Genomic DNA, 20562 nt, shown 5'->3' on the forward strand with positions numbered 1-20562 from the left:
ATTATCCTTGGGTTTCCGGCAAACAGTTCATTGAACCAGGGTGCTGGGTCACGACATCAGTGAATAAAAATGGTGGGATACTGGAGAACAGAGTCACAGGTTCAGCCACACTCGGCGCAGCCAAAGAACGGAATTGCTCCCAATCTTCAATACGGTCTGGGCTAGCTTTCACTTTTTCCACCCAGTTTAGAAACGCCACTTGATCAGGCATGGCTGATGCGGTGAATTTCATTTGAGAGAACCCTTTACCACTGTAGTTCGATGCAAAACCTTTGAAGTCACCTTCGTGGTTCGCGATCAAATTCAGCTTGGTCACCATTCCCGGCATCGCGTAGATCTGCGAACCAAGACGCGGGATAAAGAACGCGTTCATGATGTTGTCTGAAGTTAGCTTAAACGTCACCGGTACATCTTTCGGGAACGCAACATAGTTAACCGTCGCAATGTTTTGCTCCGGATAGATGAACAGCCACTTCCAGTCCAGAGAGACCACTTCGATCACCATAGGCTTAACGTCACTCTCCAGAGGCTTGGAAGGCTCTAGTTCGTGTGTTGTTCGCCAAGTGATGGTGGCCAGAATCGCAATAATGATGATTGGAATCGTCCATACCACCACTTCGATCTTGGTTGAGTGCGCCCAGTCAGGTGCATACTCTTCTGTGGTATTACTTTCGCGGTATCTATAGGCAAAGTAGATGGTCATCAGAATCACGGGGATGACGACAATCAGCATCAGCAACAGAGCCGTAATAATCAGCTCCTTTTCCTGAACGCCAACGCTACCTTTTGGGTCGAGCAATGCGGAGTTACATCCTTCGAGCATCAGGACGGTTCCCACCAAACCAATCCTCGACAGATTTGCTCTCGATAAAATGCGTTTATATCTTGAAGCTTCCATTAACTTTCTCGATGGTTATCCAGCCTCAGAACGAACGCCCGAGTACTGGTTGTCATGGTCATTAGAATATTTATGTGTTGAGCATGTGAAACGACGCATCTCAAAGCGAAACGGAATTAGCCACGATCTTGAACAGTCGACAGTTGAACAGTTGAACTGCCAAGTTAAAGCGGCAGTGCTGCGCAGTCGAAACATTGCCGCACGGTTAAAACCACACAAAAAATATGACTTAATTGTTACACTTTGAAATACATTGTTACATTTGGCGCATTATGAGGAGTTGAAATTGAAAGCTCACCAAACAAACTTGGAAACTAACCTTCCAGTTATGAAAGTTAGATGTGGGAAATTGATGCGATTCAGACGCACGATATAGGCGTGCCACACGAGTTGAGCCATTTGCGGTAAAGGATTAAGGGGAAACGGGAGAGAGAAAAGTAAACAAGCAGTAGAAACAACAATGTTTGATTACATTAGAAAGAGTGAATTAAACAAAGCGTGATGAACGTCAAATTTATGAATTCACATACGATTTTAAAGGTATTTACAAAAGGCATCACTAGAGACAACAACCCATTAGATATTCAAATGACATGTTGATTTTCATGATAATAATGTCAGCTATGTCCAGCAAAAAACGGGCACAAATGAAGATAAAAAGCCGTTTTTTGGGGTGTTAAGATATGTTTTAAGCGGGTATTACTCCCCTCAAGGGAGAGGAGCAATAGTCATTAAGAGAGAGATTAGGCTGTTGGAGTCACGACTTTCTTGCGCTGATTTTTAGTCATCAAGTGATAAACCACAGGCACAAAGTAGAAAGAAATAAGCGTAGTTAATACTGTACCGCCAACAATCGCGACCGCGAATGGAGGCCAGAAGCCACCACCAGCAATGATCAGTGGCATAAAGCCGCCAACCGTCGTGATCGTTGTCGAACTGATATGACGAGTACACGACATCACAGCTTCTACCACCGCATCCACATTACCGGATGAAGCTTGCTCATCGAGTTTCAATTCCGTCAGAATCACGATGGCGGCGTTAATCGCTAAGCCCGCAATCCCGAGCATGGCGATGATCACCGTAAAGCCAAACGGATAACCGAAGATCCACACCGACAGCAGCCCTAATCCACCAGCCAATCCTGCCACCATGAAGATGATGCTACTCATTCGGAACGAGTTGAACGACATCACCACCACCAACACCATCAATACCACCACAACGGCGACATTCGAGATGAGACTGTTGACTGAATTGTCTCGTTCAGCGGATTCGCCACCAAAACCAATCGTGTAACCCGATGGCATCTCATAGTTTGCTAGGCGTTTCTGAAATTCATTAAGTACGGTTTGAGGCAAGACACCCGCTTCAATGTAACCCTCAATGGTATTGACACGCTGCCCATTACGACGAGTAATCGCGCCACGGCTTGTCGTTAATTCAAGCTCAGCCAAAGTCGAAACATTAATACCCGTCGAATACACATCTGAACTGATTGGCAAACGAATGTTACTCAAATGCGCTAAGTTCTCACGAGCTTCATCTGCCACACGAACACGGATTGGCACCGATTCACTTCCTTCAATTACCGAGCCACTTTCACGACCTGTTAGCGTAGTTTGCAGCATGCCTGCAAACTGATTCAATGAAATACCATTCAACTTTGCGGTGTCTTCATCGACCTTCAACCACACCTTAGGCGTACCTGGTTGCAATGTTTCTCTGGTATGCGTCACATGAGGGACACCCGCCAGAATCAAACGTACATCCTCACCAATTGCTTTGAGCGTATCTAGGTTTTCACCATAGACACGCAGTTCAACGGGCGCGGTAAATGGAGGCCCTTGGTTAAGCTTTCTCACCAATATCTGTGCTTCTGGAACCTCGTTATCTAGCACCTTTTGAAGCTCTGGAATCAACGCATTGGCTTGATCAAAATTCTCTGTTTTCACCATCGCTTGCGAGAAGTACGGCGCGTTATTTTGCCTTGCTTGCAGGTTGTAATAGAACGATGGGAAGTTTGCACCCACTAACCAATCGATACGTTCTACTTCAGGATAACGATGAATGATGTCGTCGATTTTCTCAGAGGTATTCTTGGTCGCATAAATGCTCGCTTGCGGCGGCATGTAAACCTGAATCTCAAACATGTCTCGGTCTGATGGCGGGAAGAACTGCTCAGTCAGTTGAGACATACTCCAGTAGCCAGTAAACGGAACCAACAACACCAAAGCAATCGTGATGATTGGATGCGTCACACCAAATCGAACAGAAGACGAGAACCAACGCGTCAACGCAGGAATTCTCAAGCCTGTCATGTACCAATGGTGCTGACCTTTCTTATCAACATCACTGAGCTGTTTCGGTAGTAGCTTAGTCGCCAAGCCCGCAATTAGGGTATGTGAAATAATGTAAGAACCGATCAACGAGAAAGAAACGGTAATCGCAATACCACCGACAAATTCACCCGATGCGCCCGGCATCAAAATGATCGGTGCAAAGGCTAAGACAGTGGTGAGTGTCGAGCCTAGTAATGGCACCCACAAATGTTTCAACGCATTCATGGTCGCTTCAGCGCGCTGTTGCCCTTTCAGGCGATAAGCTTGAATGGTATCAACCATTACCACCGCATTATCCACCATGATCCCGAGCGCTACAATTAAGCCCGTCACCGACATCTGGTTAATCGGCACACCGGTCATTTTCATGATCGACAGCGTAAGCAGTGACGTTAATGGCAAAGAAATCGCCACTAAGATCGCGGCGCGCACACCCAAGGTCACGAACAGCACAATCAAAATCAGACCAAAACCAATCATCAAGCTTTTGCCCAAATCGTCTAAGCGAGTTTCGGTGTAACCTTGCTGATTAAAGAGTACCGTCACCTTAACGTTACTCGGTAACTCTTGCTCAAACTTGCCAATTAGAGCGTTGGCTCGTGACGTCCAATTATCAACTCGTAAGTCCGGATGCATTCTTGCCGCGACAATCACACCCGGCTCACCGTCAATAATAGCAATTTGATCTTGTGGGGTTTTCTCACCACGTTTTACAGACGCAATGTCTTCCATACGGATGATATGACCATTGCTGTCAGTGGCGATTGGCACTTGCTTAATGCGTTCAATGGAATCGAGTTCAGATTTAATTTCTAAGCCAAAGCGAGAATAAGCACTCACTAATTCACCGGCAGAGTTTTTCGCATCTGCTCCTTCCAAAGATTCTGCGATATTGGCACTTGAACGACCTAACGCCGCTGCATCTGCAGTACGTAAACTGATTTGAATCTCTTCTTGCGGCATTCCGTATTCATCAACGAATTCAGTTCCCGACAAGGTTCGTAATCGCTTGGCCAATTCCTTGGCGTAGCGCCCAAGAGTTAATCGGTCAGGCTCACCTGCACCAGACCAAGTTAGAGATGCGATAGTTGTGAAAGCATAGGTATGATCGCTATCGAGATCGGGAGAATGAGAGCCCGCAGGCAAAATGGATTCGATATCAGATAACTTGTCGCGAGCTTGAGACCAAACGGGTTCTGGCTCAGTGATGGTGTCATTGAGCTCAAGCGTAACAATCGATACGCTCGGTCTTGAGGTTGAGCTCACCAATTTAACTTCACTCAGTTCACGCAGCTTATTCTCGATTACCTCAGTAACCAAGGTTTCAACACGTTCGGCACTGGCGCCGGGGAAGCTGGTTGTTATGTTAGCGTAGCGGTTGGTGATGACTGGATCTTCTGCACGCGGCAGCGTCATGAACGCAGAAATACCACTCACCATCAGCAAGGCTGTCATTAAGATAAGCAGTCGGGTATTAGAAATAGTCTCTATGATCTTCATGCTATTTCCTATTCAGCAGCGCTGATTGGCTTCACGGTTTGGCCGGGAACTAAGCGATGTAAGCCACTAGCAATCACTTGTTCACCGTCTTCAATGGCCCCACTCACGTACGCTTGTTGGTTGTTGGCAAACAACACCTGAACACTTCTACGTTCAACCTTGTTGTCTTCACCAATGACAAAGATGTTCCACACACCGCGCAATCCATCAATCAATCCAGTTAATGGCACCCAATAACCTTGGTCATCAATCTGTTCATCAAACTTAAGATAGGCAAGTTGCCCTTCCAATACCGAAGATTGTTCAGGGAACAAATAACGCAAACCTACACTACGAGACTGTGTGTCGACCATTGCGCCCGGATTCAACAAGCTCACAGCGAAATCATCTCGCCCGACTCGAATACTTGGTGCGGAAAGTGAAGTGACCTTTTTCATTTGATTAGCAGGAATACCGATAAAGGCTTCTTTTCCTTCAGAGGCGAGCAGTGTAAGAGTTGGATTACCCACATTCACCACATCTCCTAGGGAGACAAAACGTGTTGCGATGGTGCCTGAATATGGTGCACGAACCGTAGATTTCACCAACTTCAATTGATTGCCTTTTACTGAGGCATCAATGCGCAACAAGTTCGCCTGCAATACACGTTGTTCACTCGTCAGTGAGTCAATCTCCGCTTCAGCACTGAAGCCTTTTGCTTTCAATGAGCGTTGACGTTTAAGGTTTGCGGCTACCAAACTCAACTGAGCTTTGACTTCTTCAGCCTGCGCTTTCAGTTGGCTAGACTCGGTTTCCAATAACTGAGTATCCAATCGAATCAACGGCTGACCCGTTGTAACTGTGTCACCGACATCCACCAGAATCTCGTTTACTTTACCCGCCAATTCAAAACCTAAATTCGCCTGCTGCCCCGCTTTTACCACACCAACATATTCACGCTGTACTGCATACGATGGGGAGCGTTCCAAAGCGACAGTTTCTACGGTTAACACCGTCGACGCTGCACTATTCGATTCAACGGCGGTACTACCTGCATCGGATTCTGTCTCGGCTTGTGTTTTTTCACCACACCCAACAAGAAGAGTCGACAACGCCACTGCCACTGCGCTTCCCTTCATCAATTTATACATACGTACTGTTCCTATGCGGTACTCAATTATGTTCTTTTTTTAGACTAACCAAATCAAACTAGACTGTCTAGTTTGATTATGTTAAAAATAAGTTTCATCGTTAATGATTGATAAAACCATCACAAAAAGCATAATGCTTAGCCTGTATCGAGAAGCACACTGTAAGTATTTAAAGATACAAATGTAACGAGACAAAGCTAAGCAACGAGACAACACTAGGTAATGACCCAACACCAAGTAACGAGAAGCAGCACGTGACTAAAATCATCAAGAGTGAACAAAAGAGATCGCAGATCTTAACCGCAGCTAGCCAACTTTTCTCTGAGCATGGCTTCAAGATCAATATGGATCAGATAGCGAAAGCGGCGAATGTTTCTAAGCAAACGGTCTATTCTCACTTTAAAAACAAAGACGAACTTTTCGAAACCTGCATGCAAACTAGGTGTGCGGAGCGCGAACTTAGCCCTACTGCGTTTGATATGAATGCTGCGGTAGGTGATGAGTTGGTGAAATTTGGTGTGAAGTTTCAAGACTTATTACTTGATGACCAATCTAGGCAAACCTTTCAAAACGCAGTCAGCCAAGCCAACACACACCCAGAGATTGCCTCTATTTATTTAGAAACTGGGCCACAGAAGACCACCAAGTTACTCGCTGATTATTTGCAGACCAAGATAGATTCTGGTGATCTAACACTTTCGACCTCAAGCTCACCAACCATGGCAGCACAACAACTGCTACTTATGTTCCATGGTAAATCGGCGTATTGGGCATTTTTCGGACATGATAGCGGCGAATCTGATGAAGAGAGGCTTAACTACACTCGCGAATGTGTTGCGCTATTTTTGAACGGTAACCAGTCTAGTTAATCGTTCAATGTTCCTAGTTAATGGTTCAAGGTTTATAGTTCAAGGTTCCTAATTGATAGAAGGCTCATGTCGCCGTTAGATCGCATTAGGAGCAGACTCAAGAAGTAACTCATAGAAACGTTTAGCAGCAGGGCCTGTCTTTGCACCTTTTGGTAAGGTCAGGTGCAGCGGAACATGATATCCACTGCCATTTTCGACATTCAACACCGCCAGCTTATCGCTACCTCGACTTTCCACAATATGCTTAGGTAATCGGCAATAACCCACACCCTGCTCTACCGCACCAAACGCATGGTCAAAATTATCCACCGTAATGCGCTGGCTCGACTTCAACCAACCCACATCCTTTTTGTTCCCTTGCGTTTTACTGCCTTGACTAGCTTGAGCTCCTAAATCCCTCACCACAATTTGTGGCAAAGACGACAGTTGATTCAACGATACCGAAACGGTACTGGCTAACGGATGTGAGCAAGCAACTACTGGCTCCATCATCGTAAAACCAAAGGCTTCGGCTGAGTAATTAGTGACGGGCAGATTAATAATGGCAACATCGGCGAGCTCTTGAGTGACCATTTCCGTTGTTTTAGACAGTGACGTTTCCATAACTTGAATTGATGTTGAGTTGTTTTCCGCCAAAAATTGCGCCATCGGTTTGTAAAGACGTTCAAGGCAACACAAATGATCCACGGCGATTACAATTTCAGATTCAACGCCTTTTGCAAGCTGTTCACTGATCAACTCCAACTCTCGTGCTTGTTCCAACATACTGCTCGCACGGCGCAACAGTGCTTTACCATCTTCCGACAATACAGCCCTGCGACCTTCAACTTGGACCAAAGTTACACCTAACTGGTCCTCCAATTTTCTCAAGGCATAAATCAGCGTGGTATGGCTCTTGTTTAACTGGAGTGCCGCCGCTTGAATACTGCCAGCGCGGTCAATCTCATAAAGCGTTTGCCATTGGTCGAGGGTGGTCTTCAATCTCATTGGTCTAAAATCCTGACAGTTAATGGCTATATTATGAACTTTTCTGTTTATTTTTTACAGGTATTATTCATTTCAACAACAAGACAAACAGACGTTGTTTGTTGGACTGCCTAGTTTGTTAGGCGCGTTGTTTGTAGAGCAACATCATTTTAGATAAACCTAAGCCGCAGCACTTACGACCAAGCGCTCGACGAACAAAATTAAACGTTTGGAGAAATAACCATGAAACTATTACAAGTCGATTTTGGATTTACTGGCCCATTTGGTGAAGAGATGGCAACCGCTCTCGTTGACCTAGCAAAATCAATCAACAATGAACCAGGTATGATCTGGAAAATTTGGACAGAGAGCGAAGCCGAAAAATTGGGCGGTGGTATCTACTTATTTGAAGACCAACTTAGCGCTGAAACGTATTTGGCGATGCACACTGCCCGCTTACAACAAATGGGGATTGCAGAAGTACGCGGAGTAATCTTTGACGTAAATCAGCCATTAACTACCATTAACAAAGGTCCTATCAACAGTTAATGAACTCGTTCATTAACTGAATAAACACAAAGAGACTGAATAGAGAGATACGTAATGAACAATAAAACTTTTCTTAGCCTACACGGCATTATTTACGCAGGGTTTGCCATCGCACTGTTTTTTCTACCAACGGTAATGTGGCCAATGTATGGCGTGGAAATTAATGATAAGTACGCTTACTTTCTCTCTCAACATACCAGTATATTTCTTGGTGGTGTTGCTGCAATAAGCTGGTTGCTTAGAGACATTGAACCCGGCGTATCCGCGAAAAAACTCATCCAAGGTTTAGTGGTGACCAACATGCTAGGCGCCGTCATCACACTGTATGCCGCGTTTACAGGAATCTTTGTTGGCTTTGGTTGGAGCGACCCTGCGTTCTTCTTGTCACTTTCAGTGTTAAGTGTTTTACAAGTTAGAAAACAAAGCTAATCACTAAATAAAAGGCACAAATGAGATCATCATTTGTGCCTTTATTAAATCAAATCTCAGTATGTTTGGCTGGTGTAGCCTTACTTGTCGTGCTCTACAAAGATCAGATCATCAGTATTAAAGCCGCGCTCTTTCGACATCGCTTTGAATTTCTCCATGACTTCTGGTGCAACCTCTGGTGTTCGAGACAGCAACCACAGATAATCGGTATCTGGCCCTGATACGAACGCGTACTGGTAGCCTTCTTTGTCTAATTCAAAAACAACATACGCACCGTAGAACGGACCAAAGAAAGAAACTTTTAAGTAACCCTGATCACTTCCTTCCACAAAATAGGCTTTGCCTTCCGCTTCATTCCATTCACCTTTTTCCAGTGAATAGCCACGGTTAACGACTTTTACCCCACCATCATCACGAAGGCTGTATTCTGCACTGATGTTACTTAGACCACGCTCAAATGAGTGATCCAAACGAGCCACTTCGTACCAAGTCCCTAAATATCTATCGAGTTCAAACTCTTTGACTGGTTTTACCGTTTCAGGCATACCGACACACCCGCCCAATAAAATCGCACTCAACAGCAATAAAATTCTTTTCATCCTAACCTCGACTCACGTTTTATGTCTTTCTAATACTGTATACGTTTCTGTTAAAAAATAGATCTCTATTTATTCTTTAAATCAGTGATTTACCTAACATTTACATTACAAAAACACAGCAATTGATTTATAAAACCCAGAACGCATCACAGACTATTCATCTATTCCCTATAATTGAAAATAAGATAATCAACGTGAATGACTATGATTGAACATTTATTGAAAAAATCACTGCCGTTTTCTGTACTGGTAAGCGTCCTCTACTTAGGGACATCAATGGCTGGTTCGTTGGCTATGGCCGAAACGTCAAGCGATCAGATTTTTACTAACGCCATTATTTATGGTCATTACGAATCCGATAGTATCGCTATCAAGAACGGGAAAATAACCTTTATTGGTCAGAAACAAAGTGCGTTGGAATACGCGAATACCGATACCAATATCATCGACTTAGAAAATGCCTTTGTCTTGCCCGGTTTCATTGATAATCACAATCATGTTTTTGAAGCCGCCTCAGAGCTAGGTGGCAATTGCGAACTCGATTCTGAAGCCACACTCGAAGAGCAAATCCCTTACTTAGAAGCGTGTAAAATCAATGCCGAAACCGATGGTCGAGGCTGGCAAATGGGTTATGGCTTTTCTCTGGAGTCGACACTCGACAGTGACTCGAGATACACGCCACTGGAGATCATCGACAGTGTTTTTCCAGATCGTCCAGTGGTAATCATGGAGCAAACTTCACACTCAATGTGGGTCAATTCTAAAGCCTTAAAAATAGCCAGAATCAGCCAGCAATCGCCAGATCCACAGGGTGGCGCATATTTAAAAGACTCAAGCACTGGAAAACTTAACGGCATCTTACTAGATAACGCTGGCGACCAAATCATGGAGATGGCGTGGAACAGTCAGAGCGAGCTCTTTGAACAGAGCTACCAAGGCTTAATGTTCGGACTTGAAGAAGCCGCAGCGCACGGCATTACCACCATAGGTGACGGCCGAATGTATTGGAAACGAGGCTGGTATGATGTCTGGCTAGAAGCTGAGCAAAACCAAGATTTGACTGCTCGCGTGTCATTGCGCCCTTGGGTTTACCCATCAATGGCGATACCCTCTCAATTAGAAGTCTTTGAGAAGATGTATTCCGATGACAAAAACCGCTTGCTGCTTGTCGATCAGGTAAAAATGTACAGTGATGGCATCTTCATTAACGGTACAGCAAAAACACTCGCGCCCTATTTAGATACCTATCTGCCACAGTCTCCCAATGGCCTAAACTATATTCCACCAGCACAGATGAAAGAGTGGCTAACCGCGCTCGATAAAATCGGTTTTAGCGCTCACATTCATGCGATTGGTGATGGTGCCGTTCGTGAATCACTAGATGCGATAGAAAGTATCCGAAAACAAGGTTCAACCAAACCCTACACCCTAACCCATGTCGAATTAATCAATGATGAAGATGTTCCCCGCTTCAAACAACTCAATGTCTCGGCGGATTTCCAAGTCGGTTCCGATTACGTAGCCAAGCATCAACACCAATGGGCCGAAGCCTTCCTTGGCGCTCGTCGTGCTAAAGCAATGATGAACCTAGACGCGATACTCAAAACCGAAGCAAATATCACTTTGAGCAGCGATTGGAACGTACACGACATCAACCCATTGGTCGGCATCGCGAACAGCTTAATCATGGGCAAAACTGGCCTCACTGATATCTACACAGCTATCGACGCTTACACGATTAACGCCGCTTCTAGCTTGGGCATCGACGACATTACTGGATCTATTGAGGTAGGAAAATCAGCGGACTTCGCCATTCTCGACCGAGACATCACGACCATATCTGCAAGACAAATAGCCAAGACTCAGGTGTTGATGACGGTGTTGCGCGGGGATGTGGTTTATGAAAAATAGAGCCAACAAGCGCATCGAATTGGTTATCGCCACATAAACGAAAACGAGCCAGCTTAGTCAGCTGGCTCGTCTGTTATTCACATCTGTATTTTAGTTCTGTTACACGTTGGTCTCTTTTAGTGCTTTCACATTTGAATCTTGTTTGTCATCCAGTGCAAAGTAGATCTTCGATACAATCACTTCAGCAATCAGAATCGTAAAAACCACGGCGAAGAACGCCACCACACCATTCCAAGGGCCAGTAAAGCTCACCTTGTCACCGAACATAAGGTTAATCGCTTCTAGCATGACGAATTTTGAGCCAACAAGAATAATGTATGTCGACAGTGCTCGATACACCTTAGGTGCCGTTCCTGATTTCCGTTTAAAGTAATCCGCTACCTTGTGTTCTAAGCCAATAGAGAGCTTCAACAATAACTGCAGCAACAACGCCGCGATCAAAGAGATAGTGAAAGATTCAATGTTGACGAAGTCCCAGTACTCATCGAAAAAGTTAAGTACGACTAAGTCCACCAGCACGGCTAACGTGTAACCTACGAATAGACGTTGTGGTGTGTTGAACCCGTAAACTTTGTCTGATTTAGTCATTCTGTCTCTCTTTGATTTGATAAGTAGCCTCGATTCGAAATACATCTTAGCCTTCAAATCAGAGCAAAACTTACCATTTGATGACATCTCCCAAATTCATTCGCAGAATCAATAAATCTCTTTATGGTGCCATTGCTGAATAAACGACAACAGCACCTCTAATGAATTTATGCGTACTTAACCTTTGAGCAAGTTAATTAAAATCTTGCGTCCAGTAAGACACCTTCGATGAGTCAGACTTACTGGTTTTGTATCCAATACCCATCTTGGTGTGGCGGCTGTTCATTACGTTTTGGCAGTGACCTTCGTGGCCAGCCCAGCTATTGAGACCGGCATTATTCACTTTGCCATCACTTCTCGGACTGGTGTAACCAAAGATAGGAATCACAACCGACTTCGATGAAAGCACAAACGCATTCTGACCTGAACTGTTTACAACGAAGTGACCTTGGCCATCTCTCCGATGTTGCTCATCTGAGTTCAACTGAGCATTGTTAGCCGTGGTATTGTCCCAAGCGATAGGGGCAACTGGCGGGTAATTCCCACTCGCAAACGAAGAGCCAAATGCATCACAATAGCGCTGTGTCGACCTCGCGCAGTTTGTCGAAATAACAGATTGATACTTAATAGTGTTCTGGCTTAGATCTTCTGGAATATTCACAATTCGGCACCATCTTTCATCGGCAACACCTTGACCCGGCATACCCCAAATCGCACCATTCAGTAGTTGATTTATATCTAGCGATGAGAAATCGATAAGAGTGTCGCTATTTAGCTGGCCGAGCTCCAAATCGATCTTTCCAGATGAGGGGTTCAACTCAAAGATCGAAGCCCCTACCTCCTTTGCTGCTACGTTAATTTTGTCGCGCTGTAATAATTCCCAAGAATCACCAAACCGCTCTTTTGACTGTTGTCCATAAGCCTGAGCGATAAAATCATAAGTGGGCAAATTAGACTCCACTCCGCTCCCATCTTTGGAAATGACACTGCCAACATTTTTAAATTCCAAAGCACTGTCGAACACCGCATCGTTAAACACATACGACCCCAAGTGCTCACTGGAGCAAGAGTTGCTTTGCATATCGTATCGATATTCAGAAATTGTGCCGTCTACGATTAACTGATGATTCTTCCTTTGCGCACTTAACCCTGCAGTTTCGTAACAATGCCAATCGTTAACAAAGTTACTGCCATTGTCGATAACGATTGTTGGTGTCGCTATAGTCACATCAACTTTCTGAGTATCCCCACCTTTGAATGCAGGCAGTTCGTTTTTAACAGTAATCGATGAATAATTTCTGATTGGATCCGTTTTTTCAACAAAGCCTTCGATAGCAAAAATCATATTGTTGCTAAGCGCCTTAATATCGGGCTGCTGAGACGTTACTGTCGACGGAGAATCGGTGTTGCCTGGAATGCTAGGATTATTTGGGGAGCTTGGGTTGTTTGAAGTTCCTGGGGTAGTAGCGTTATCAGAAGTAGAGGTGCTCCCCCCTGATGAACTTTCTCCTCCACAACCGGAGATAATCAATGCCAGAAGCGCCACCGCTGAGATATTGCGTTTGTTCATGAGTTAATCCTTAACCATATATTTTTCTTGGTATTAGGATGTTGCCTCATAGAGCGAACTTAAATTTCAGGCCAATGTCAGAGCCCCTAAATACTGACACCAAGTTTACAATTTATGGGGTATTGTCAAATTCAGGTATACTTATTAATCAATGAGTTACCAATTATACAAGCAACTATCTTCTTTATAGGTCAACAATCACAGGCGAGTTAAGCATTTATGCTTTGTCGAGTTCTTCGTTGTCTACTTGTCATAAGTCTCAGAACCCCAACAACTCTTTTAAGACGATTGAATCAGTTATTCATCTAGATAGTTTCTATCGTATGCGGAAAATAGTCATGTAATTAGTTCTGTGGTCAATCACGCTACAAAAAAGCCGTACCACCGAAATGATACGACCCTTAATCAATACAACGAATTAGAAAAGCTCTAGAAACTACGTTCTAAAATATTCAACATTTCAGCTTGAGAATGCATTTTGGGGTGTTTTTGCTGACCCAGTTGTTCAAAACCCGCTTTCGCTATATCCGGCAACATCTCTTTTTGACTCCCCTAATCACCTAGGCTTTTCCCCAGATTTAACGGCTACAGAAAAATACTGTCGGATGACAAGAATAAACGTTTTCATCAAGCAACTCTCTGAATGACTACTTATGTGTGAATACTTTAGATACGATTTTCCACTGGTTGTTTTCTTTAACTAAGCTCAAATAGTTAACGAAACGGCCATGGCCAAAAAAGTTTTCTTCTTCCAAAGTTACACTTGCGGTATCACCTTGAACGTCAATGTAAGTAATTTCAGAGATCAGATTGATGTTTTGAGAAGCCATCGACGGACGAGAATCTACATCCTTTATAAATGGTTCAGGCGTGCCAGCAAGATGAACATGAGGAAGATCACCAGCCATCACGGCGTTAACGTGAAACACCTTCTTTAAACTTGTTGTATCTGCATTAAATACACTTTCAGAATACTTCTCGATTGTTGTTCTAACTTGAGATTCTGGACTTGTGTATATTGTTTTGCCTTCAAATACAGTTTGATCAACTTTTGTCTCACCGATAACGCTCGAATCAACATTAAACACATCCTGATTTAGAAATAACATATCTGCAGATTTACCTGTTTCGATTGATCCCGCCTTATCGCCTCGACGTTGAGCCTTAGCACCATTAATCGTATAAAGCTCTAGAGCCTGAACAATATTGATCTTTTGTTCTGGCCATACTGTTTCGTTAACACGCAGGCCATTCGGATCTTTGCGAGTAATCAGTGATTCCATTGCTTTCCATGGATTCACATCGGGTGATATTGGCCAGTCAGAACCCCCTGTTGGCATCGCTCCATTTTCAGACAACGTTTTAACCGCGCAGTTTCTACCCGCGCGCTCTTTACCGATCGCCATTTCTAGTCCGTCTTGGAACATACTTGGGTACCAGAAAATAGGAGAAAAGTTAGGAACCACATTCAGCTCTGAGAAACGTTTGATGTCAGATGGATCAACGATACATGCATGGGCAATTTCATGTCTTAACCCCGAATTGCCTTGTACCTCACGCATTGTTTCAACCGCATTGAGCATGGTACGCGCCGCTCGATCACCCACAGCATGAACTTGTGTAGTAAAACCGTGCTTATCCAACCACATCAAATTTGTTGCAAGCAACTTTTCGGAATAATTGAGCTTACCCAATGCTTCTTTTTCATCATCACTATAGGGTGCTAACATCGCAGCCGTTTTCGTCGGTGGGATGCCATCGAGCGTCATTTTAGCGAATTTAGAATAAAGGTGCCCTGAACTGGGTTTGACCATATCCATGAACGCTTTTTGTGTTTCATCTTGGCTCATATTATTGCTAGTCGGCCAACCCCACGACAACGCGACGTTCGCCGTCAATAAGCCATCATCATCAAGTTGTTTCCACGCGTTGTATTCCTTATCAAACACGTAAGAATCTTTAACACCAATAACGCCCATTTTGTTCAGTTCAGTAATCACTTTTTTAGCTGAAAGTGCATATTCTTCACTGGTGCGTTTAGGTACTGCATCATTCAACGGGCCACCAGCACCTTCTAGGAAAAATCCGGAAAAAGCACCTGTATCGTCATAGATGACTAAGTCCTTGTATTGTTTCATGCTATCAAGCGTAATTTTGCTTTCAGCGATGGCTTTGCTGTTCACCCACACATTGTGATGGCTGTAATCAGTAAGCAAAATTGCTCTATCTTTGGATACGTCATCAAGCATTTTGATTGTTGGGATGTCATCAGACATCAAAATATCGGAACCCCAACCGGAGCCGATGATCCATGAACCCGCAGGCATTGTATCCACACACTCGGCAACCAAGTTAATGACTTCTTCAGCGCTAGCGCTGGCAGGAAGATGGCACTCAAATAACAGTTTTTCACCTGCCCCGATTGGATGGATATGGCTGTCATATAAACCCGGAACAACTGTTTTACCTTTTAAATCAACAACTCTTATGTCTTTGTTAAATGAAGCTGCCGCTTTTGAGTCGTTGCCAACATATTTGAACACACCATTTTCAACAACAACTGAGGTGACAAATTGATGCTGCGCATTAGCCGTGTAAATATTACCGTTTATGTAGGCTGTTGCATCACTTGCCGCCATTGCTGACGAAGCAGCACAAAGCGTCGACAAAGTGGTCAATATTATCGGAATGGATTTTTGATGTTTCATTATTGGCCTCGGTTCTCTTCAATTGTTGTTTATTGGTATTATCAAAGATACAATATAGTTGATAGCGCAACTATATTATTCAGATTTAGTTGATAGCGCAACTAATTATTAAAAGTTCATCGAGGAACGAATGAAAAGCACAGCACCCAAAAACCCGATCAGCAAGCAAATTGCAACGCTCTATCGTCAAGAGTTATGGGCACTCAGCAATCTATTAGAGACTCACGATATTTCGTTCTCACAATTACCCTTTATCATGGCTCTTTATGTTGAATCGGGGATCACACAAGACGCACTCGCAGCTCAAGTGCAAGTTGATAAAGCCAGTGCAACACGGGTTTTGAAACAACTAGAAGTGAAAGGTATGGTCACGCGAGAGCGCTGCCCGAATGATGCCCGCGCTAGGTTAGTATTTGTGACTGAAAAAGCCCGAGCGATTGAGATGGTACTGATTCAAATCATTAAAGAATGGAACGATATCTTACTTGAAGGGGTTTCTGAAGGAGAGCTCGAAACACTGAAATCAGTCCAAGCAAAAATGATTCACAATGCGGAAAAATACAGAAATAATGAATAGTTCTATCACGCTAAAGAGGCTTAAAACACAAGATTGTAGATGATTAAAATGTGGCGGTTCTCAATGAAAAACGATAAGCACAAACACGCTTACCGTTTTTCAAACATTTCCCCCCTTAATCCTCGATATGACTTTTTCGGGGTAGTTTATGTATCATCCAATATCCTAAGCTCATCGCCAATACGACAGCTGCGATTGCAAAAAGATAATTTGCACTCATTGATTCAATATCAATAATAATCACCTTTCGCGCGATTGCCATCAACGCCGTCGCCATTACTATTTTCACATGAATGACATTGTCTCGAAGATAAACCGTGATATTAATGAAAATTTCTATAGCGATTAGCACCGCCATAAATGCTCCAAAAGTAGCTAACATGTCTGATATTGTCAGAATTAAGAATGGTGGCGATGTCAGCTTCTCATATAGAATCCATGACACATCAACGACACCCATAATAATGACAAAAACCATGAGAATAGATAATGCTCTTACCGACCAATGAATAACAACTTGGAGACTATTTGAGAATCTATCATTATTGTCAATTTTCATATCATGAACTCCATTTACCGCGTCGTAGACACTATGGGGGAAATAAACTCACTTGGTTTTAAGGTAACAACGGTTGCATCTAATTCATTTAGCCAATATTCAGCTTTGTTCCCCATTAAATATCCGGCAATACCTGTTCGCGACATGGATCCCAGGAAAGTGACATCAATTGAGTTTTGTTCAATAAATGTTGGGAGTAGCTCTTTGGCGTGCCCTTGTATTAGCTCGATATGAACATTAACTGCATTGTTATTATCTACAAGGTTATCTATGAGAGCTCTCATTTTTCTCGCACGTTCAATCTTCATTTTCTCTTTAAGAATCGCGATATCAGTATCGTTATAGCCACTCCATTTTCGTAAGAAGCCTTCAGACTCTAGCTCCCATATGTGGCACAGAACTAACTCAGAATTTGTTGCTTTGCATAAATCGTATGCAGAATTGAGGATTCTCTTACACAGGTCTGCACTTACTTGTTCATCAAGGTCTATTGCCGCTAAGACTTTTTTGGACGAGTGCAATTCGCGAGTGGTAGACCAAATAGGAATCTCAGATTTACGCATTAGATGAAGTGTTGTGCTTCCTCTTTGACAGGCATGAGACTTACTTTTTCGGTGGCTATCAATCACTATAAAATCAGAACCTTCAGATCTGGCACACTGAATTATCTCTATGAACGGGATACCGATTCTTACTTGAACACTAAAATCGATATTTTTATATTTACCTTTTAATTCACTTACAAGCGTTCTTAATTGTGAATAGTATATTTTGGTGACTTTATCGAGAATATCTAACGTTTTTACAGAATATTGACTAATTTCTTTTAGCTCATCCATATCCTCGATAACCATTAACAACGTAATTTTCGATTCACATTCATCTGCGATATTAAGTATATTGTTGAGAGATGACGTTATCTTTTGTTCAGGTGCGACTGGGACTAGTAATTGTTTAAATAACATGTTGCCTCCAATTTAACTGTGATTAGTTGTGCTTTACAAAAACAATACGCCATCGCATGTATTTATAATAATTAATAATAACAATGATAATCATAGATATTTATCTATACTTAAAATCTAGTTCAGCTTACGAAATTCTTGTAAATCAGATATAGAACACAGGAGACGATATATGCAGTTACTGAGAAACCGGTTGTCGAATTTTCGGAGTTTTCGTGTATTTCTTACCGTCTATGAAGAAGGTTCAGTATCGAAAGCGGCGAAAGCTTTAAGCCTGACCCAACCAACAGTTTCAATACAACTTAAGCAGTTTTCGGAGCTTCTTTCTGTCGAGCTTTACTACTTGCAAGGAAAAAAACTGGTGTTCACGGAAGCGGGCCATATTACCGCTCGGTACTGCATGCAAATCGTGCAAAACGTCGACGATCTAGAAATTGAAATTGCCAATTTGACACAATTAAAATCGGGAACGTTAAAAGTAGCAGCGGTAACATCTTGTGAGTATTTTGTTCCGCACTTGATAGGAAGTTTTTTAGATAAACATCCTATGGTGGACATAGTTTTAAAAGTAGACAATCGTGACAACATAAAAGAAAGGTATATAAACGGTCGTGATGATTTGTACTTATTCAGTCATATTGATAGCGACATGAAAGGAGATCTTGTTCCTCTTTTTCCAAACAATTTGTATGTCATTGCAAACAAAAATCACCCTCTTGCCCTTAAAGAACGGATAACCTTGCGATCACTGGCAGGCTTTTCTTGGATCTTACGAGAACAAGGTTCAGGCACTCGCCAAGCGATAGAAAAGCACCTTGAGCGATATGATTTAAATATAAAACCTAAATTCGTAATGGAGAGCAATGAAGCAATTAAACATTGTGTTATGGCCGGTATGGGTCTTTCTATCCTCTCTGAATATGCCTTAGCTCAAGAGAATCCAGATAATATCGCGATATTGTCAGTCGACACGTTCCCTATTGAAACACACTGGAATCTTGCTTTTCCGAGCACCAAACAACAAAGTCCACTCAGCCAAGCATTCATGGCACATCTTATTGACTACAAAAAAATACTGAAAGACAGTTTGATCCAACAAGAAATGTCTCTTTTTTCTAGATTGCATAATATTGCGACTTAAATAAGTCAGCGAGCTTGCAACGATTATTATCCTACTCCCGCCCTTTTCCCAACAATTACATGTTGTTGCCCACAACATGGGCAGCTTGGTCGTGATTGACAGTTTGAGTGCCAACCAATTTCGCGGTTATAACGAAACCCATTTGAGTATTTTGAACAACGGTAACCAGCTGAAGAGCAGTTCAAACAAGGTGAGCTTATTCACGTGTTTCCTGAATGGTCGATCAAAGCCCAAAAGCTAAGCCTTATCTATGCTCAAAGAAGGGTAACCACGCAGAAATTGGTCACATTCAATCGAGCGGTAAAAGAGTGGTTGGAAGTGAATAACGCTAACTTCATAAGTACTTGTTTCTACATAATACAAAATATGAACTACCATTATAAACATGGGAAATCAGTAATTTAGCAAACATGTTAATGATATTTCTAACACTACCACCAAGTCATATAATGCTTTAACTCCAACGCCTCTGTCAGAAGATAAAATACGCTAGGGTAAATAAAAAATGAGAATGTTAATACTGAATTGAAATACACTAAGTTACGTTCTCTAGCCAGATTAAGGATAAGATCAAATGGTATTTATACAACATAAATCCAACAGAATTAACTATCGACGTATTTGTAGCCTCTCATATGTGTATTTTCTCCTATTGTCATCAACCTATACACTTGCAAACAACGATGTTAAACCACTGGTACAAACTAACTTAACGAACGCTGAAATGACAAGCATGGCTAGTGATTATAAAGTAACCCCAAATTTTTTATTCATGGATAAAAAGCAAGGCACGCTAGATCTACCTTCAGTTAACAGTGCAATGAACGGCGTTAATCAGACGGATGGTTGGCCTGTTTCTATGCCAATTTCTATATACTTTAAAGGACAAGATGTTGCCATAGGAGACATCGTGAATGGGGTTTATATTTTTGAATTATCAGCTCCTCTGTCTGAGGTCGAAAGTAAAAATGTGATTCAGAAACGTCTTAAGTTAGGAACTGATTATTCTGCGTTTTATGATGGCGAAGCCATTCGCATACAGTTTACAGAGTCATTATCCCCCTCCTCTGATTACATTTATGCGGTCACATCTAACGTGTGTAATGTTAACGGAAAATGCATTACTGCATCACAGGTGGATAAAATAGGCCAATCTATTGCTCTCAAGGAACAACTCGCTACTTTAGAACAAACGCCAATAATTGAAAAAATTGTCACTTCTGAACTAACTGACAATAGTACTGTAGTGGTCAACTAAAAT

17 protein-coding genes and 1 pseudogene are annotated in these 20562 nt (G+C 42.7%); 8 read left to right on the forward strand and 10 right to left on the reverse strand.

Annotated features, from left to right (window positions below):
• Position 1: 1 nt before the first annotated feature.
• The 3 genes from cyoA to BCU75_RS14325 all read right to left on the reverse strand — a co-directional run bounded on the left by cyoA (position 2) and on the right by BCU75_RS14325 (position 5870).
• Positions 2-898, reverse strand: a complete 897-nt coding sequence (cyoA, locus tag BCU75_RS14315) for a ubiquinol oxidase subunit II (protein WP_080659634.1) — start codon at positions 896-898, stop codon at positions 2-4.
• A 743-nt stretch (positions 899-1641) separates the two neighbouring features.
• Complete coding sequence (locus BCU75_RS14320; protein ID WP_102474256.1) at positions 1642-4740, reverse strand: efflux RND transporter permease subunit; 3099 nt, start codon at positions 4738-4740, stop codon at positions 1642-1644.
• A gap of 8 nt (positions 4741-4748) precedes the next feature.
• Positions 4749-5870: an efflux RND transporter periplasmic adaptor subunit gene (locus tag BCU75_RS14325; protein ID WP_102474257.1), complete on the reverse strand. Its 1122-nt coding sequence runs from the start codon at positions 5868-5870 to the stop codon at positions 4749-4751.
• Between the two features lie 254 nt (positions 5871-6124).
• On the opposite strand from BCU75_RS14325, the gene BCU75_RS14330 reads away from it, so the two are divergent.
• Complete coding sequence (locus BCU75_RS14330; RefSeq protein ID WP_102474258.1) at positions 6125-6739, forward strand: TetR/AcrR family transcriptional regulator; 615 nt, start codon at positions 6125-6127, stop codon at positions 6737-6739.
• A 75-nt stretch (positions 6740-6814) separates the two neighbouring features.
• Here BCU75_RS14330 and BCU75_RS14335 read toward each other — a convergent pair whose 3' ends face one another.
• Entirely contained in the window at positions 6815-7726 is a 912-nt protein-coding gene (locus tag BCU75_RS14335; protein WP_102474259.1) for a LysR family transcriptional regulator, read from the reverse strand.
• A 222-nt stretch (positions 7727-7948) separates the two neighbouring features.
• Here BCU75_RS14335 and BCU75_RS14340 point away from each other — a divergent pair, with 222 nt between their 5' ends.
• Positions 7949-8254: a monooxygenase gene (locus BCU75_RS14340; RefSeq protein WP_076676785.1), complete on the forward strand. Its 306-nt coding sequence runs from the start codon at positions 7949-7951 to the stop codon at positions 8252-8254.
• Between the two features lie 54 nt (positions 8255-8308).
• Positions 8309-8683: a hypothetical protein gene (locus BCU75_RS14345; protein ID WP_076676787.1), complete on the forward strand. Its 375-nt coding sequence runs from the start codon at positions 8309-8311 to the stop codon at positions 8681-8683.
• Positions 8684-8763: 80 nt separating this feature from the next.
• On the opposite strand, the gene BCU75_RS14350 is transcribed toward BCU75_RS14345, so the two are convergent.
• Positions 8764-9282 carry a lipocalin family protein gene (locus BCU75_RS14350; RefSeq protein WP_102474260.1) on the reverse strand — a complete coding sequence of 173 codons (519 nt, stop codon included), beginning with the start codon at positions 9280-9282 and terminating at the stop codon, positions 8764-8766.
• Between the two features lie 276 nt (positions 9283-9558).
• On the opposite strand from BCU75_RS14350, the gene BCU75_RS14355 reads away from it, so the two are divergent.
• Entirely contained in the window at positions 9559-11193 is a 1635-nt protein-coding gene (locus BCU75_RS14355; protein WP_241903904.1) for an amidohydrolase, read from the forward strand.
• Positions 11194-11292: 99 nt separating this feature from the next.
• On the opposite strand, the gene BCU75_RS14360 is transcribed toward BCU75_RS14355, so the two are convergent.
• The 3 genes from BCU75_RS14360 to BCU75_RS14370 form a co-directional block, all read right to left on the reverse strand.
• Entirely contained in the window at positions 11293-11781 is a 489-nt protein-coding gene (locus BCU75_RS14360; RefSeq protein ID WP_102474262.1) for a hypothetical protein, read from the reverse strand.
• A 193-nt stretch (positions 11782-11974) separates the two neighbouring features.
• Positions 11975-13351, reverse strand: coding sequence for a CAP domain-containing protein (locus tag BCU75_RS14365; RefSeq protein WP_102474263.1), 1377 nt, complete (start codon positions 13349-13351; stop codon positions 11975-11977).
• Positions 13352-13998: 647 nt separating this feature from the next.
• Positions 13999-16059 (reverse strand): amidohydrolase family protein, encoded by a 2061-nt coding sequence (locus tag BCU75_RS14370; RefSeq protein ID WP_102474264.1) that lies wholly within the window; start codon positions 16057-16059, stop codon positions 13999-14001.
• A 130-nt stretch (positions 16060-16189) separates the two neighbouring features.
• On the opposite strand from BCU75_RS14370, the gene BCU75_RS14375 reads away from it, so the two are divergent.
• Positions 16190-16636 carry a MarR family winged helix-turn-helix transcriptional regulator gene (locus BCU75_RS14375; protein WP_076676799.1) on the forward strand — a complete coding sequence of 149 codons (447 nt, stop codon included), beginning with the start codon at positions 16190-16192 and terminating at the stop codon, positions 16634-16636.
• A 115-nt stretch (positions 16637-16751) separates the two neighbouring features.
• Here BCU75_RS14375 and BCU75_RS14380 read toward each other — a convergent pair whose 3' ends face one another.
• Entirely contained in the window at positions 16752-17195 is a 444-nt protein-coding gene (locus BCU75_RS14380) for a phosphate-starvation-inducible PsiE family protein (protein WP_076676801.1), read from the reverse strand.
• A gap of 14 nt (positions 17196-17209) precedes the next feature.
• Positions 17210-18160 (reverse strand): universal stress protein, encoded by a 951-nt coding sequence (locus BCU75_RS14385; protein ID WP_102464167.1) that lies wholly within the window; start codon positions 18158-18160, stop codon positions 17210-17212.
• A gap of 172 nt (positions 18161-18332) precedes the next feature.
• On the opposite strand from BCU75_RS14385, the gene BCU75_RS14390 reads away from it, so the two are divergent.
• From BCU75_RS14390 to BCU75_RS14400, 3 genes and pseudogenes are all read left to right on the forward strand, one after another.
• Positions 18333-19301 (forward strand): LysR family transcriptional regulator, encoded by a 969-nt coding sequence (locus tag BCU75_RS14390; RefSeq protein ID WP_102474265.1) that lies wholly within the window; start codon positions 18333-18335, stop codon positions 19299-19301.
• Positions 19302-19472: 171 nt separating this feature from the next.
• Positions 19473-19631 (forward strand): annotated as a pseudogene (locus BCU75_RS24765) (LysR family transcriptional regulator); the annotation flags it as partial.
• 394 nt (positions 19632-20025) lie between these two features.
• Entirely contained in the window at positions 20026-20559 is a 534-nt protein-coding gene (locus tag BCU75_RS14400; protein ID WP_198593425.1) for a hypothetical protein, read from the forward strand.
• Positions 20560-20562: the final 3 nt, after the last annotated feature.

Origin of the sequence: Vibrio splendidus, from assembly GCF_002873455.1 — a bacterium.
GTDB classification, from domain to species: domain Bacteria; phylum Pseudomonadota; class Gammaproteobacteria; order Enterobacterales; family Vibrionaceae; genus Vibrio; species Vibrio splendidus_J.